Source organism: Salinicola halimionae, from assembly GCF_003206065.1.
Lineage (GTDB): Bacteria > Pseudomonadota > Gammaproteobacteria > Pseudomonadales > Halomonadaceae > Salinicola > Salinicola halimionae.
This window is the reverse complement of the sequence record NZ_PZJQ01000002.1, coordinates 706,550-722,680: the sequence shown is the minus strand read 5'-3', so window position 1 is coordinate 722,680 and position 16,131 is coordinate 706,550. Positions and strand designations below refer to the sequence as shown.

At 57.7% G+C, this 16,131-nt stretch carries 16 protein-coding genes; 8 read left to right on the top strand and 8 right to left on the bottom strand.

All coding sequences use genetic code 11. The features are described from left to right. Nucleotides 1-10 precede the first annotated feature (10 nt). The 3 genes from DOM27_RS03905 to DOM27_RS03895 all read right to left on the bottom strand — a co-directional run bounded on the left by DOM27_RS03905 (nt 11) and on the right by DOM27_RS03895 (nt 3,666). Entirely contained in the window at nt 11-1,354 is a 1,344-nt protein-coding gene (locus tag DOM27_RS03905) for a 2-hydroxycarboxylate transporter family protein (protein WP_110654712.1), read from the bottom strand. Between the two features lie 813 nt (nt 1,355-2,167). After that, complete coding sequence (locus DOM27_RS03900; RefSeq protein ID WP_245392574.1) at nt 2,168-2,404, bottom strand: hypothetical protein; 237 nt, start codon at nt 2,402-2,404, stop codon at nt 2,168-2,170. Next, entirely contained in the window at nt 2,401-3,666 is a 1,266-nt protein-coding gene (locus DOM27_RS03895) for a Zn-dependent hydrolase (protein WP_188113673.1), read from the bottom strand. The genes DOM27_RS03900 and DOM27_RS03895 overlap by 4 nt, the downstream gene beginning before the upstream one ends. Nucleotides 3,667-3,918: 252 nt before the next feature. On the opposite strand from DOM27_RS03895, the gene DOM27_RS03890 reads away from it, so the two are divergent. The 3 genes from DOM27_RS03890 (at nt 3,919) to DOM27_RS03880 (ending at nt 5,889) form a co-directional block, all read left to right on the top strand. Beyond that, nucleotides 3,919-4,425, top strand: a complete 507-nt coding sequence (locus tag DOM27_RS03890; RefSeq protein ID WP_110654711.1) for a YkvA family protein — start codon at nt 3,919-3,921, stop codon at nt 4,423-4,425. 114 nt (nt 4,426-4,539) lie between these two features. Beyond that, a complete protein-coding gene (locus DOM27_RS03885) occupies nt 4,540-4,812 on the top strand; it encodes a hypothetical protein (RefSeq protein WP_110654710.1) in 273 nt (90 codons plus the stop codon). A gap of 501 nt (nt 4,813-5,313) precedes the next feature. Continuing rightward, nucleotides 5,314-5,889 carry a gamma-glutamylcyclotransferase gene (locus DOM27_RS03880; protein WP_110654709.1) on the top strand — a complete coding sequence of 192 codons (576 nt, stop codon included), beginning with the start codon at nt 5,314-5,316 and terminating at the stop codon, nt 5,887-5,889. A gap of 44 nt (nt 5,890-5,933) precedes the next feature. Here the strand turns inward: DOM27_RS03880 and DOM27_RS03875 are convergent, their stop codons facing one another. The 4 genes from DOM27_RS03875 to DOM27_RS03860 all read right to left on the bottom strand — a co-directional run bounded on the left by DOM27_RS03875 (nt 5,934) and on the right by DOM27_RS03860 (nt 8,551). Further along, nucleotides 5,934-6,866, bottom strand: a complete 933-nt coding sequence (locus tag DOM27_RS03875; protein WP_110654708.1) for a DUF808 domain-containing protein — start codon at nt 6,864-6,866, stop codon at nt 5,934-5,936. 86 nt (nt 6,867-6,952) lie between these two features. Further along, entirely contained in the window at nt 6,953-7,279 is a 327-nt protein-coding gene (locus DOM27_RS03870) for a thioredoxin family protein (protein ID WP_110654707.1), read from the bottom strand. 105 nt (nt 7,280-7,384) lie between these two features. Further along, nucleotides 7,385-7,921, bottom strand: coding sequence for a gamma carbonic anhydrase family protein (locus DOM27_RS03865; protein WP_110654706.1), 537 nt, complete (start codon nt 7,919-7,921; stop codon nt 7,385-7,387). Between the two features lie 120 nt (nt 7,922-8,041). Next, on the bottom strand, nt 8,042-8,551 hold the full coding sequence (locus tag DOM27_RS03860) for a DUF6438 domain-containing protein (RefSeq protein WP_110654705.1): 510 nt from the start codon (nt 8,549-8,551) through the stop codon (nt 8,042-8,044). A 354-nt stretch (nt 8,552-8,905) separates the two neighbouring features. Here DOM27_RS03860 and mqo point away from each other — a divergent pair, with 354 nt between their 5' ends. After that, the gene (gene mqo, locus DOM27_RS03850; RefSeq protein ID WP_110654703.1) at nt 8,906-10,510 is read left to right on the top strand and encodes a malate dehydrogenase (quinone); all 1,605 of its coding nucleotides are present in this window, start codon (nt 8,906-8,908) and stop codon (nt 10,508-10,510) included. 613 nt (nt 10,511-11,123) lie between these two features. On the opposite strand, the gene DOM27_RS03845 is transcribed toward mqo, so the two are convergent. After that, nucleotides 11,124-11,939, bottom strand: coding sequence for a MipA/OmpV family protein (locus tag DOM27_RS03845; protein ID WP_157956710.1), 816 nt, complete (start codon nt 11,937-11,939; stop codon nt 11,124-11,126). A gap of 184 nt (nt 11,940-12,123) precedes the next feature. On the opposite strand from DOM27_RS03845, the gene DOM27_RS03840 reads away from it, so the two are divergent. The 4 genes from DOM27_RS03840 to acuI all read left to right on the top strand — a co-directional run bounded on the left by DOM27_RS03840 (nt 12,124) and on the right by acuI (nt 16,036). Further along, nucleotides 12,124-12,831 (top strand): response regulator, encoded by a 708-nt coding sequence (locus DOM27_RS03840; RefSeq protein WP_110654701.1) that lies wholly within the window; start codon nt 12,124-12,126, stop codon nt 12,829-12,831. Beyond that, the gene (locus tag DOM27_RS03835) at nt 12,828-14,300 is read left to right on the top strand and encodes a sensor histidine kinase (RefSeq protein ID WP_110654700.1); all 1,473 of its coding nucleotides are present in this window, start codon (nt 12,828-12,830) and stop codon (nt 14,298-14,300) included. Before DOM27_RS03840 ends, DOM27_RS03835 begins: the two co-directional genes overlap by 4 nt. 44 nt (nt 14,301-14,344) lie before the next feature. Continuing rightward, a complete protein-coding gene (gene acuR, locus DOM27_RS03830) occupies nt 14,345-14,989 on the top strand; it encodes an acrylate utilization transcriptional regulator AcuR (RefSeq protein ID WP_110654699.1) in 645 nt (214 codons plus the stop codon). A 63-nt stretch (nt 14,990-15,052) separates the two neighbouring features. Continuing rightward, nucleotides 15,053-16,036 carry an acrylyl-CoA reductase (NADPH) gene (acuI, locus tag DOM27_RS03825; protein ID WP_110654698.1) on the top strand — a complete coding sequence of 328 codons (984 nt, stop codon included), beginning with the start codon at nt 15,053-15,055 and terminating at the stop codon, nt 16,034-16,036. The last annotated feature ends 95 nt before the right edge of the window (nt 16,037-16,131 follow it).

Genomic DNA, 16,131 nt, shown 5'->3' with positions numbered 1-16,131 from the left:
GATCATGACTTCAAAACAGTAAGAAACCGGCAATCAAAAGAATCAACGCGCCACCGAGTCGAGACGATATCTGTGCAAATGGCATCAGTTCCATTCGATTGGCAGCGGACAGCACAGCCACATCGCCGGTTCCTCCCATATTGGCCATGCACAGACCAGCAGTAATAGCAGCCTCAATGGGATAGAACCCGACCAGCTTACCTGCGATACCGGCTCCCAATGCCGCGCCGACAACGACACCGAGAATAATCAGGACATAACTGATACTTAGCGTACCCAAGACGGCGCCAATATCGGTATAGACGATACCGATCCCGGTCAAAATAATGATGACGAAGTTCTGAATACAAAATTCATACCACTGCCTCGCACCATCAACGACAGCCTGTGGAACGATATTGGTAACTTTGATAATTGCCACGGAGAGAATCATCAACGCATAGGGATGAATGGGGATAAAGATATGTAAAATATAACCCAACGCCAGAAACGCGCAGGAAATCACCAATCCGGCGCCCATCTTACCGACATCAAGCGGGGCTTTTTCTTCCGGCTCATATTCAAAGTTCTTGAGTATTTTTCCGTTTCCCGAAAGGCTGGGGAATCGTTTTCCCAACATGTTGAGCAAACTGCCGATGATGAGCGCAAAGACATTACCCAACGCTAAAGCAGGTACCAGAATGGAAATGTAATAGGCAGGATCGTTACCCAATGCCGAGGCATACATTTGGGACATTGGGACCGCTCCAGCGCCCATTCCACCGCCCATGATCGGCAGTGCGATAACCATTACCGCCTCACGCAGATCGAAGCCCACGATGGCAGCTACGATGATCGCTATCAACGCTGATCCCAAAACCGCCGCGAGCAGCGGAATGATATATCGAACACCTGCATAAACGAGCACTTTGGAGTTGATCCCGAGAATGCTCCCCGTGATCAAGCCGGCTATCACGAAGTTCAAGAACCCCCCACCGACCATGAACTCACTCACTGCGTTTAGTGTCTCGCCTGGGATCAAATTAAAATAAACCATGATCGCGGGTACGAAGATTGCGACAATCGCGCCGCCACCAAAAAAAGACCTGATAATGGGTGTTCTATCTCCAATCCATCCCAGAATGGAACCCAACGATATAAGGAAGATCAAACTGCCGACCATTCCGCCCGGCATTGACCCTGTATAGGTCGCAATACCAGTGACGACAAAAAGTATAATGAAACAACTGATGGGCATACTATACAGCGATAAATTGGCTATACCTCTGCCACTGACTAGCTTTTCACTCGTCGACATAGTGCCCCCATGTAAGAGGAATTCCTGTTGATGATATTTTCTACTCCATCCCTTCATCTCAAGTTCCGCGAGTAGAGTTCGAGAAAATCAATATATGGAAACGTTTCCATAAAAATTTAAAACGACTTCCTGAACAAATGCAATCGTCATCTGAAAAAAGTTAACCGTGGGCTTGTTTCAGCAGGATTCGCAAGATAGGAAGGATCATGCTCTCGCGTTATAAATACCTATCTTAAACAATGAATTAGCACCGATCACGCATAAGAAATGACATATGAATAGGCAACCAGGCATACGACTAATGTCTAAATAAAATCATCCCGTAATGTGAGGCATGACAACATAACCTGAGCGTTCAGTGGCCTCGATGCCGCTGCGAAAGAGACCTGGAAAGCATTTTTTTCCGAGATCCGTTCTCGCCATAACCAGAATGACGAGGAAAGATCGAAAAACGACGGCAGCGCCCGCACTACGCATGGGCTCTTGGCCACCAGCAGCGCACCTCATCTGGTCTTTCTCGAATGGACTCTGAGCATGAAGCGGCACACGCCATTGTGATCTCGAAGAAGAAGCTGATGCCCAGAGCCCTCGACTTCGGCAATTTGTCGCGGAACTAGGGTGATTTTGAAATTCAACAGTACAGCTACCGCCACACTGCCGACACTCGACCTGACCCGCAGTCCATGAAATTTCGCGCATAGGGAGCATTCTCATGCCACGTCTCCGGCGGTCGGACTGGGGCCCAACATCTCTGGTTACTACTGTCCGTCACCTCAAAAATATGGAGAACATGTTGCTAGACGCCCCCAAATTGGGGAACGTTGATTGCAAGACAATAAGCATTGGCAGTTCGTCATAACTTTCGAAGCTTTAGGCAATCTGCAGCTGGCGCATATCCTGGATCGTATTGGGCGCTGCATTCAGGGCACCCTCGCCATCGATATGGCAAAAGGCGTTGACGATCGGATTGTGACGCTCGATCCGCGCCAGACAGTCGCGGGTCAATTCCAACGGCGAGAGCTCGCCACGCTCGAACAGGGTCAATGCCTCGAGCGCGGTCAGCTCGGCCAGCGTGGTGGTCGTCGATCCATCCGTCTGCGCGCTCATGCCTTGGCCCCCGACAGATTGAGCGTCGCGTGCAGCAACACGTTGGCGCCGGCAGCAACGTCTTCCGGAGTGGCGTATTCGCTCTCGTTGTGGCTGATGCCCTTCTCGCAGGGTATGAAGATCATTGCGGTGGGCGCGATGTCGCCGATGAATACCGCGTCGTGGCCGGCGCCGCTGACGATATCGCGATGCGCGTAGCCGTTGGCTTGGGCGCCCTGGCGCACCGCAGCGATGCAATCAGTGTCGAAATGCTGCGGCGGATAATCGGCGGTCGGGGTGATCTCGATCGCCAGCCCTGTCTCGGTGGCGATGGTGTCCAGGGTCTTGCGGAATTCGCCAACGATCGTTTCCAGCACGTCGCTCTCGCTATGGCGAAAATCAACGCTCAGCGTGACCTGACCGGGAATCACATTGCGCGAATTGGGCAGCAGCTGAAGCGCGCCCACCGTACCGCGACCGTCGGGCTGGTACGTCAGCGCAATCCGATTGACCGCGTCGACCACCTGCGTTGCGCCCAGCAGGGCGTTCCGGCGCAGATGCATCGGCGTCGAGCCGGAATGAGCGGCCATGCCGGTAATCGTGACATCGAACCACTTCAGCCCCAGCGCGCCAGTGACGACGCCGATGGTGTCGCCGGTATCTTCAAGAATCGGCCCCTGCTCGATATGCGCTTCGAGATAGGCCGCAAACCTGCCGGGGCGGTTGGCATCATCACCCATATAGCCGATTGCCTTGAGCGCGTCGCCTGCGCTGATGCCGTCGACATCCGTGCGAGACAGCGCATCTTCCAGCGTGAGCTGACCGGCAAACACACCGGAGCCCATCATGCAGGGGGCGAAGCGGCAGCCCTCTTCGTTGGTCCAGGAAACCAGTTCGATCGGCCGCTCGGTCTCGATGCCGTTGACGTTGAGCGTTCGGATCACCTCCAATGCCGCCAGCACGCCGAAGCAACCGTCGTACTTGCCCCCGGTGGGCTGAGTGTCGATATGGCTGCCGATGACGACCGGATCAGCGGTGTCGTTCCTTCCGGCGCGGCGGGCGAAGAGGTTGCCGATGGCATCGAAACGCACCGTCAGACCTTCCGCTTTGCACCAGCGAGTCAGCAGCTCCCGCCCCTGCCGGTCGAGATCGGTAAGCGCCTGACGGTTACAGCCGCCCTTGGGCGTGCCACCGATCTCGGCCAGATCCATCAGGCTCCGCCACAGGCGGTCGCCATCGATGGCGGCCCGCGTCGGAAACATACCGGTCGTTGCAATCGTCATGCGCTTGTCCTTGTTATGGAGTTCGAGCCCACTCGAATTCGATGTGTCGACAGTCGACGCCATCTTCGACATTAGCATGCCACCACGGTCCTGCTCATGGACACTATTCGACGAACCGAGATTTCGCAGGCCAGCTCTCGCAGACTTGTCCTCTCAGACACGTCCTTACAGACTCTTCTCCGACGATCGTTGTGTCGTCGCCGCCGGGCTAACTAGACTGTAGCCATTGCTTTGCCACGACGGATCGCCATCATGCCCCTGTTTAACCGTGACCGACTTTTTCGCGGACGAACGCCCGAAACCTCGGGCGATATCCTGCATGACGACGCCATTCGGCTGCCGGCAGAGGCCTTCGAGACAAAGACCATCGAGACAAAGACCGTCGAGACAGGGACCGCCGGAATCCAAGACGCGAGCGCGCATCGCGCTGTCTACAGCGAGGAACGCTTCTGGCGCAAGCTGAGCCGCTTCGGCAAGCGTGCCGGTCGCGAGGTGGCGCTGAAAGCGTTGCAGCTCTATTTCGTGCTCAAACGTCCCGACGTGCCGTTCTGGGCCAAATCGACGATCATCGGGGCACTCGGGTACTTCATCTCGCCGCTGGACGCGATTCCCGACTTCATCGTCGGTGTCGGCTACACCGACGACGCCAGCGTACTGGCCGCGGCCCTGGTGGCGGTGTCGATCTACATCGATGAAGACGTCAAACGCCAGGCGGAGTCGGCTCTGGCGCGCTGGTGGCCGGGAACTACCAAGCTTTGAAGCCCGAAGATCCGACGGATCACCAAGGATAAGGACGATCGCGTACCGGTCGGTCTACCCTAAACGAGACCCGCCTGAATGAAACTAGGCTAATTCGGCAGCAAGGAGCATGCCATGGGCATTTACTGCCTGACATTCGACAAGCCGCTGGGGAGAATGGACTGTCATCGACTGGAGTCGATGCTCAGAAGATTCGAATCCATCCCGATGTTTCGTACGACCTGGCTGATCGAGTCGACCGACCCGATCGAGTTCTTGCGCTCTCGGTTGAACCGGGCGTTCGGCAAACAGATCCGCTTTTTCATTACGCGGTTGAGCGAGCCCTGGTGCACCGACGGCATCGGACCGGTCGGCAAATGGCTGAGCGATCCCCAGCGCCAGTGGTAAGCGGTCAGGTCTTGGCCGCCTCTCTGACGCCCTGGGTATCCTTGGCCAGTTTGCAGCGCACCAGTGCGGCCATCAGTTTGGGGTAATCGTCACGGGATACCTTGTTGGCGAGCGTGGTGGCTGTCTTCTCGTCGACGCGCGCATCGCCAGATTGGCGCGCTGGTCAGTAGGGAGTAGCAGAGCAATCGAAATAGCGGTGATGGCGAGTTCCTGCTCAGATCGAGCCCTAGCTCACTGGCGAAGGTTCGACCATGACGCTGCATCAGCGTCTCGATAATCCGTTTTGACTGGCCAAGCTAGCTCCTGGAAGCGAAGACGGAGTTTCAACGGTGATAGAGTTTCAAAGATGACAGAGCTCAACATGGCACCGCCAGGCCGCCTGTCAAACCGGTAGAGAGCTTCTTCATCGAGTAGCAGGTAAAATGGTCGACGATCCGACCTTGAGATACATCATCTACTGCCGCATCTAGCCCACTCGCCAGCGTTCCACACCGGAGTCTCATGTCTTTCGATACCACTGCCCACAACCGTCAGATGACCCACTTCGACGATCACGAGTCGGTATGGCTGTTCGGTTACGGCTCATTGATCTGGAAGGCGGACTTCGACTACCTGGAGCGTCGGCCGGCCTCTATTCGCGGCTGGACGCGGCGCTTCTGGCAAGGCTCTCACGACCATCGTGGCACGCCCGAGGCACCGGGACGGGTGGTGACGCTAGTGCCTGACGCTGAAGCCATCTGCCACGGTATGGCCTATCGCATTCCTCCTAGCGTGTTCGAGCCGCTGGATATCCGCGAAAAGAACGGCTATCTGCGCGTCCTGACCGAGATGACGTTCGAGGATGGCGGCGTAGAAGGGGGCGAACAGGCCGAGGGTGTCGTATATCTGGCGGGGGAGGATAACGCGGCCTATCTCGGGCCAGCCGAGGAAACCGCCATCGCGCGCCAAATCGCGGAGTCACACGGCCCGAGCGGCCCCAATCGAGATTACCTGCTCAATCTGGCGGCCGCGCTGCGCGAGCTAGGTTTCGAGGATTCCCACGTCTTTGCTCTCGAACGCGCCCTGCTCGCGGATTGACGGCTCGATTACTTGCCCGCGCAGCGGCTCGTTCGGCTCGTTCGTCAGTGGTTATCACCGGATCTGAGCTTCTGGACCAGTTGCACCGCACCGAGCACGACCGCCCCGGCAACCAGGCCGAACACGAAGTTGAGCAGCATGGGGGTCAGCGGTTGAATGATCGCGCCCACACCGGGGATGTCACCGGGCGCTTCGGCCAGACTCTCGATACCGTGGTGAATGAACGGGATGCCGTGGGTGAGAATGCCGCCACCGACCAGAAACATCGCGATGGTGCCGACGATCGACAACAGCTTCATGAGATAGGGCGCGGCCCACAGGATGCCGCGACCGATTGATTTCCCCAGCGACGATGCTCGCTCGGTGAGATAGAGACCGAGATCGTCGAGTTTGACGATACCGGCTACCAGCCCATAGACCGCCGCTGTGATGACGACGGCGATAATGGCCAAGACCACGACCTGCTGGGTGAAACTGGCACTCGCCACCGTTCCCAGTGTGATGGCGATGATCTCAGCCGAGAGAATGAAGTCGGTCCGTACGGCGCCTTTGATCTTGTCCTTTTCGAACGCCAGGCGCTCCTCTTTCGACTTCAACTGCGCGGCGGCTCGAACATCTTCCTTGCTGGCCTCCACACCGCCGTGCAGAAACTTGTGGGCCAGCTTCTCGGCACCTTCGTAACAGAGGAACGCCCCGCCCACCATCAGCAGCGGCGTGATCAGCCAGGGCGCGATCACGCTGATCAATAATGCCGCGGGTACGAGAATCAGCTTGTTGCGCAGCGACCCTTTTGCCACCGCCCAGACGATCGGCAGTTCACGGTTGGCGCGAACGCCGGTGACCTGCTGGGCATTGAGGGCCAGATCGTCGCCCAGGACGCCGGCCGTTTTCTTGGCGGCGACCTTGGTCATGAGCGAAACGTCGTCGAGCAGCGTGGCGATATCGTCGAGTAACGTCAGTAGGCTGCCTGCGGCCACGGGGAGATTCCTTCTATGGGAGAGAGCCAAGTGTCTTCTTGGAAAACGCCAAGCCTATTGGAAAACGCCAAGCCTAGCGGAAATTCTCAGGTCGACGAGTCGATTTTCGCCAACGCCTGCTTCAAGGCTTCGGCCGACTCCGGCCTGACACAGCGCGCGACCTCTTCACCGTCACGTAGAAAGATCAGCGTCGGCCAGAGCTTGACCCGGAACGCACGTCCCAGCGGGCGGCCCTTACCATCCTCGATTTTGAAGTGCGGTAGTTCCTCTTTCTCTTCGAATGCCTCGGCAATCAGCGGTTGGGCGGCCTGACACCAGGGACACCAGGGCGCGCCGAATTCAACCACGGCTGGACCGACCGTCGCGTGCAGGGCCTCTCGGCTGGGTTCATCGGTCGTATACGGGTTCGTCATCGGCGGAGTTTCATCCTGGTGTCTCGGGCAGCCCGCACGGAAAGCGCGCAGCAAGCATTGGCGGTTCAATCGACATGTAGAGCGTTCAATCGTCATCCAGCCGTTTCAGTTCTTGTCCAGACGTTTCAAACCGCGGGAAAAAGCCTGCCAGCGCTCGACGTAATGCGCCGCCGACGCTTTCAATCCCTCGACCGCCTTGTCATCGAGCGTGCGCACGGCTTTTGCCGGCGCGCCGACGATCAACGAATTATCGGGGAAGGATTTGCCTTCGGTCACCAGCGCATTGGCACCGACCAGACAGTTGTTACCGATCTCGGCACCGTTGAGCACGGTGGCCCCCATGCCGATCAACGTATTGTTGCCGAGGGTACAGCCGTGCAGGATCGCGTGATGGCCGATGGTGCAACCACGGCCGACCCGCAGCACGAAGCCGGGATCGGTATGCAGCATGGACCCCTCCTGAATATTGCTGCCCGCTCCGATCACGATCCGATCGTTGTCGCCACGAATCACCACGTTGAACCACACGCCTACATCTTCTTCGAATTCGACCTGGCCAATGACATGGGCACTCGGCGCGATCCAGTAGCGGTTACCATCCGGTAGCTTAGGTACCGCATCGAAATAGGCATAAACAGGCATGGGCAGGGCTCCGCCGGGGAAAGTGAATCCATCCTCGCCTGTGCAGGCGTCCGCTGCCAGCCGACTTTAGCGCTAGAGAATCAACGCGCGGGATGGTAGCTCGACGTCGTTTGTAGCAGATCAGCGTTTAACCCACGCCTCGATGCCCAATGCCTGTGGCAGGGAACGAAGACTCTCCGTCAGTTGGCGAGCATCTTCCGAGTGGCAGCCGCTGTCATGGTTCAGCACGGCCTGTTCGCCCTCGCGGTTCGTCCAGGTCACCTTGTAGTGGGAAAGGTCCGTTGCACGAGGACCGCAGTCCGGCGTATCGATTGTCGTTCCCATGGCCGGCTGCCATGAGGAAAGCTGGTGTCTGATAAGCGCAAAACGCTCGGGGTCGTTGGTGCGCACGCGTTCACCGTCGACGGCAGTATGTTGTTCGCCGATGAATTGCGTCGTGCCATCCTCGTCGATATCGACGCGGTAAACCGGACACATGCCATGACAAGGCCCGACCTGGTAATGAATGGAGGTCACCGTCGAATCGTTTTTTGACGGGTCGCTGTTCGAGTGTGTTCGCTGCTGGCTACAACCTGCGATCAGCAGGGCTACCCATGCCATCGTCAGATAACGGGCGGCTCGTCGTGTCATGGTGCTTTCCTCAACGTTGCAGTGATTGAAGCCGGATCGCTGGCCCCGGTGGAAGAGGACCGTCAGTAATTCGCTACTGGCCCCTCGAGAGGTCTATGGGCTCGCAGTAATTGGCGCTATGACCCTGCGACATCTTACTCGCTCCGGGAAACGCGCACCGCGTGTTCCTTTCGATGTCGTAAAATATCCGTAATTTTTCAACAACCTGATGATTTGGTTGAGTAAAAGGAAGTTTCTGGCGTTCATCGCCACTCTCGGCCTCTGTCATAATCATGGCACTAACGCCGCGACCTCATTAAACTGTCGTCGTAGTCGCGTTCGCGCCTGTCCGTATCCATCAGACAGAGAACCTTCATGAAATTGCGTCACGGAATGACATTCAGTTCCAGCCTGCACACCCAGTCTGGAGCCGAATCCAGCGACACCCAAAACGTCGACGTCGTCCTTATTGGCGGCGGCACCATGAGTGCCACTTTGGGAACCCTGCTCCAGTCACTGCAACCCGATTGGACCATTCACCTCTACGAGCGCCTGGACAAGGCCGCCGAAGAGAGCTCTAACGTCTGGAACAATGCCGGCACCGGCCATTCGGCCTTTGCCGAGATGAACTACACCTCGCCACAACCCGATGGCAGCGTGGACATCCAGCGTGCCATCACCATTACCGAGCAGTTCGAGGTGTCGCGTCAGTTCTGGGCGAGTCAGGTTCGTGAAGGCGTGCTGGCCAACCCGCGCTCCTTCATCAATACCGTACCGCATCTGAGCTTCGTCTGGAGCGGCGAGCGCGTGTCGTTTCTGAAAACGCGTTTCGAGGCAATGCGCCAGAATCCGCTCTATGCCGGGATGGACTATTCCGACGATCCTCGCAAGATATCGGAGTGGATACCGCTGGTCATGACCGGCCGTGATGCTGACGAACCCGTCGCTGCCACTCGCATGCCGATCGGTACCGAGGTCAACTTCGGTGAGCTCACCCGCCAGATGATGAACTCGCTGGCCCGCCGCGATAATTTCCATCTCTCCGTCAATACGCAGGTACGCGATCTCGAGCGTAACCAGGACGGCAGCTGGAAAGTTACCGTAGCCAATACCAGCGACGGTGAAAACGAGCGCAGCGTCAACGCCCGCTTCGTATTCATCGGCGCCGGGGGCGCGGCACTGCCGCTACTGCAAAAGTCAGGGATTCCCGAGGCTCGGCAGTACGGCGGTTTCCCGGTCGGGGGGCAGTTCCTCTTCACGACCAACCCGGAAGTGGTCGCCAAGCACGACGCCAAGGTCTATGGTCTGGCGCCCGCCGGCTCGCCGCCGATGTCGGTTCCGCATATAGACAAGCGTATCCTCGATGGCACCCCCGCGATCATGTTCGGCCCTTTCGCCACCTTCTCGAGCAAGTTTCTCAAGAATGGTTCCTGGACCGATCTGATGCGTTCGGTGACGCCCAACAATCTGTGGCCGATGACCAAGGTCGGCATCAACAACATGGATCTGGTGCGTTATCTGATCAGCCAGCTACGTATGTCCGCAAGCGGCCAGTTCAAGGAGCTCCAGAACTATTATCCGGAAGCTCAGCGTGACGACTGGAAGCTTTGGACCGCCGGCCAGCGGGTCCAGACGATCAAGGATGTCGAAGGCAAGGGCGGCACCCTGCAGTTCGGTACCGAACTGGTCAGCGGCGCAGAGGGTTCCATCGCCGCCTTACTGGGTGCGTCACCGGGCGCTTCCACTGCACCTTCGATCATGCTCACCCTGCTGGAAAGAGTTTTCCCCGAGCAGATTGCAAGCCCCGAGTGGCAAGCCAAGCTGAAGGCGATGATTCCCTCCTACGGCAAGGCGCTATCCGACAATCCTCAGCTGCTGTATGACGCTCGTGCGATGTCGCGTGAGCTGCTGGAACTCACCGAGCCGGATCTCACCACGACACCTGCGGCGAAATCCGAACCGGAAATCAGCGGCAACTGAGTCGCTGCGCCGTCGGGCAAATAGACGCCCGCCTTGNNCAAGGCGGGCGTCTACGTTCTGCCCATTCCAGTGGCGACGGCGCACCCTAGACAATTCAAGCAGTCTCTTTCGATCGACAAGCTGCGCATCCAGCCACCACATCAGGTCCTCATTGTTCAAGACAAGAGGAATCGAACGCGCTTCGGAATCAGAGCAAGCCTTAATTCCTTCCCGCATGATGGCGGACACAGGACGCTGATGCCAGTCGCACCATACGCCGCCAACCCACAGCGTGGAGCGAGAGAATGATGGCTGAAGTTGTGTCTTCGCGCCCTGAGGAGGATATCGATCTGTGACGGGGAAGGCGCATCGCCTCAGGGCCAGAGAGATGCCCAATGCCGGTGCCATATGAGCACTCTGCAGTTCCATGCTGACGATCCGTTCAAGATCGGCAGCATTTTTTAACCATGTATTCGGCCACGGATAGCCCAATTCGACATAATCAAAGCAAAGCCGAGTGCTGTTTACCGGATCGGGGCATCGCATCGTCAAAATACGATTCCCAGACAGGGCTTCGATGGAGAGATCATGCAACTTGGACCGCATGATCGATAACATATAGCGCCCCTCCCCTTCAGAACGAATAACTGATTCCGCTTTTCATAAAGACCCCATAATCATCATCGACCAAGGGGCTATCAGATATCTCATCGGGATACATCTCGTAATTGACCTGTGCGTAGAAAATCCATCTGCGGCTGAGGATGTAGGCCATATCTATACCCACGCCAGGAACGAAAGCGCCATTCGGCGTATAAGCATAATTATCACTAAGGCTTTCAGACTCATCGAGGCCAAAATAATATTCGGCCACGTTTTCTGACAAGTAGGTCAGATCGACATTGGGTGTAAAGCGAGCCCTGCCGACTGTCCAAGTATAAGCGTATGAAACCTGATATAGCTCACCCTTGGAATTTCCGGAGATATCAGTGCGTCCCTCGGCCCTCACGACGCCAAGCTGGCTTTTCCACTCTCCGGCCACGCCGGCATAATAACTGCGGTCTCTATCATTCAGTCGATCTCGATCAACATTTTTGTCCGCCAGCTCTTTGCGCCCAAGATCATCCGGATCCAGCTCCAGATTGGCCGTTGATAGCACAATATCAAACGTGAAACGGTCGCGGTTCAATAAATGCACGCCCCCTTCTGTGGCGTGAAAAAACAACCTTTTGCTGTCGAAATAGACCAACGGGAAGACGCTGGCTTCAGTGCCAGCCCCCGCATAGGAAACATCAGCCAGCGAGGCCATGACACCCAAGCGCCATTGTGTGGCACCTTCGTTTTCAGCCGAAGCCTCTTGAGCCTTTGCGCCGGAGGCCAGAAAAGCCGTGGATATACCGGTAACCGACAACAGGAGAAATCTACCTTTCCAATTCGCGCCACAGCTCATCACTGCCCCCTCTGAAATAAATGCCTGTAGACATGCGTACATAAAATCGTGTTGAAATGAACATTGGCACAGGCTTTTTTCCAGATTATGTCTCGATTATTTCCGGACAGAAGCATTGATCACAAATGGATACATTGCTAGCAATATCAATGGCAATAACCTCTGGCATTCGGGTAGAAAATCGATGATCCACATTCTGGTCGTTGACGACGACACTGAACTTCTCGAACTCATGGCGCGCTTCTTCGACCGCCACGGCATTGCCATTCAAGTCGCAACGTCCGGCCGAGAAATGGATAAAAAGCTTTCCACCGGTCAATTCGACCTGATCATCCTCGATATCATGCTGCCCGGAGAAGATGGCATTACGCTCTGCCGCCGTATCCGCTCTCATTCCAATATCCCGGTCATCATGTTGACAGCCGTTTCCGAAACGCCAGAGCGCGTCGTGGGCCTGGAAGTCGGGGCAGACGACTACGTCACCAAGCCGTTTGATCCCCGGGAACTGCTTGCCAGGGTCCGCGCGATACTGAGGCGTGTTCCCAAGCGCGACGGCCCAGCCGATAGCTCGGCGACTTGCCTTTATTTCAAACAGTGGAAGCTGGATATCGCTCGCCGCGAGTTGAGACAGCTCGACAATACGTTGATCCCGATTTCCGGCGGCGAATTCGAGTTGCTGCTGACCTTGATGAACCATCCAGGGCAGCTGTTATCGAGAGATCAATTGCTGGACTACACCAAGGGTGCAGCACACGACGTTTTCGATAGAAGTATCGACGTACTGATCAGTCGGCTACGTCGAAAGATCGAGGCGAACGCGCGACGCCCGGAGATCATCAAAACGGTGCGCAACGCAGGTTATCTCTTCACGCCGGTGGTTCGCAGGTCATGAATTCGAAACGGCGCTTTTTCGGCAGCATCAATGGCTGGTTCGTTGCCAACGTCATCGCAGCGATACTCATCGCCTTGGTGATGAATATCGTCTTCGTACGATTCTCGGGAACCTGGTCTAACCCGCCGGTCAACGAACTCGATCAGATCGCCATGGCCGCCGGCATCGCCAAGACCCTCAACCAGCTACCGCCAAATCAACGCACACTCCTGGCAGGAGAGCTGTCCGACGACGATATCAGCATTTCGTGGTTTCCCCATCGTGGTGATTTGCCGATACCCGGCTTACGAGAGGCTAGCATGGAAGCTGCTGATCGCGATGACAGTGATCCGGGCTTTCATCGCGATATCGCCGGGCTGCTGGGTTTTCGCGATACGGCCATTTTGACGGTCGATCCCGATGATGATGTCTGGTCATCGGAGTCTGATGCCAGGATCGGCCGATTCTATGCTCTGGCAATCCGGCTAGAGGACCGCTCCTGGCTGATGTTTTCGACGCCGGCCCGATTCTGGGGCCTGGATACGAGCACAAGATGGCTGTTGACGGCCTTTTTCGTGCTGCTGTCGACGCTGCTCATCTCGTGGGTTTTCGGCCGGCGAGTCGCACGCCCCGTGCGGGTCTTCGCCCGCGCCGCTGAGCAGTTTGGCATTGGCGCCCGCTATCAGCCGCTGGATATCAAGGGACCGCTGGAGATCCGAGAGGCGCTGGCCGCCTTCAACGGCATGCAGACACAGATTCAGCGACTGCTGGAGGGTCGCGTGGCAATGTTTTCCGCCATTTCCCATGATCTGAGAGCGCCGCTGACACGCCTGAAGTTGCGCAGCGAGCTCGTCGACGATGCAGACCAGCGTCAAAAGATCACTCGCGACATCGACGAACTCCAGGCGATGGTGGAGGCTTGTCTTGCGTACTTTCGACTGGAGTCCCGGCCAGAAGAGATGACACGACTGGAGCTTGGTGAGCTACTTCACGGCATCGTGGACGACTTCCGGGATATGGGCCACAAGGTCACCTATCGCTACACACGACCGCTGATCTACCAGGGGCAGCCGGTCGCCCTGAAACGTGCCCTGACCAACTTGATCGATAACGCCATCAAGTATGGCGGACAGGCCGACGTCGAGCTCCGGCTCGCCGAGAACGCGATCATCGTTACGATTCAAGACGAGGGCCCCGGTGTCCCGCCGGAAAACCTGCCTCGGCTCTTCGATCCTTTCTACCGAGTGGAACCCTCTCGCAACCCTCATACCGGTGGCTATGGGCTCGGGCTCGCCGCCAGCCGCTCAGTGGTTCATTTTCACGGCGGTGAGCTGACGATCGCCAATCGCCAGCAGCGCGGGTTGATCGCGACGATTCGACTACCCACCGCCACGACGTCCGCTACCCTCTGGATCGCTGTCACGGGCGGGCGCGAGGTCAACGGCGTTGTACCCCACCATTGCGCGAATGTCTTTACCGCAGGAAATTGAGATTGAGATTGAGATAAAGAGACGACCGGTCTAAATTAATTCATATGCCAATCTCGACAGCACACACAAACATCCCAAAGCGACGCGGGCGTCCCCCCAAGACAGCGCGAGACAACCTGGATACTCGAGATGCACTGATCCGCTGCGGGGTCGAAGTGCTGACCGAACAGGGATTCGTCTCGACCGGTATCGACGGCGTGTTGAGGCGCGTCGGGGTGCCCAAGGGTTCCTTCTATCACTACTTCGATAGTAAGGAGGCCTTCGGTCGCGCCGTGCTCGAGCGCTACGCCGCTTATTTCGCCCGCAAGCTCGATCGCTGGCTGCTAGACCCCGAAGTTTCCCCTCTCGAGAGGCTGCGCAGGTTCACCCAGGACGCCCGCGACGGCATGGCGCGCCACGACTACCGTCGCGGCTGTCTGGTGGGCAATCTGGGTCAGGAGGTCACCCTGCTCCCCGCAGGGTTCGGCGAACAGTTGGAAGCCATTCTCCAGGACTGGCAGCGCCGCGTTGCCGTCTGTCTGAAATTGGCTCAGGCTCGCGGCGAACTGGCCATCGATGCCAACTGTGAGTCGCTGGCCGCCTATTTCTGGATGGGCTGGGAAGGCGCCGTCCAGCGCGCCCGGCTGGTAAAAGGGCCGGAGCCGCTTACGCTTTTCAGCCAGGAATTCTTCGATCGATTGCCACGTTGATGTCGATTTGTCCGCTAGCAGACGACCGGTCCAAATTATCATACAGGTGTCAGGAGGTTCATTGTGTTCAATGCCATTTTGGTAGAACAAACCCACCAACAGAGCCGCGCGACGCTGACGCAACTGGATGAAGCGTCGCTGCCGGAAGGCGACGTCCAGGTTCGCGTGGAATGGAGCACGCTCAACTACAAGGACGCCCTGGCGATTACCGGCAAGGGGGCGATCGTGAGGCACTTTCCAATGGTCCCTGGCATCGATCTTGCCGGTGTCGTCGAGCATAGTGAACATCCTGAGTGGACCGCGGGCGAGCGCGTTCTGCTCAATGGCTGGGGCATCGGCGAGGCGCACTGGGGGGGATTGGCGCAGCGAGCACGCGTTAACGGCGACTGGCTGACGCGAATGCCGGAAATGCTCGATTGCCGCCTGGCCATGGCCATCGGCACCGCCGGCTACACGGCGATGCTCAGTGTGCTGGCATTGGAAAGACACGGCCTGATGCCGGCGCATGGAGATGTGCTGGTGACCGGAGCCAACGGCGGCGTCGGCAGTTTCGCCATCACCCTGCTGGCGCAGCGTGGCTATCGCGTTATCGCCGCCACCGGACGGCCGCAAGAAGCGGCCTTCCTCGAGCGCCTGGGCGCCGCCGAGATCATCGACCGACAGAGTCTGTCGGAGCCGGGCAAGCCGCTGGCGAAAGCCCGCTGGGCCGCCGCCATCGATTCCGTGGGTAGCCATACCCTGGCCAACGTCTGCGCACAGATCCAACCAGATGGACTGGTCGCCGCCTGTGGCCTCGCTCAAGGCATGGATTTCCCGGCCAGCGTCGCGCCTTTCATTCTGCGTGGTGTCAGCCTGCTGGGTATCAACAGCGTCACCCGACCACGGGAAGAGCGGGATCGAGCCTGGGCCAGACTGGCGCGAGATATCGACGCCAGCGTACTGGACGAGATTTCACGAGACATCGGTCTGAGTGACGCCATCGAGGCCGCCGATCAGCTTCTCGCTGGCCAAGTTCGTGGCCGGCTCGTGATCGACGTGAATCGTTGAGCCCCGCCGCGATCTCGATGTCGCGACTCCGCGAGAGTCGACGAGTGGCAAGCCGAGCGCCCGTATCATCGGACAGGCGCCCGTCATTCATTGGG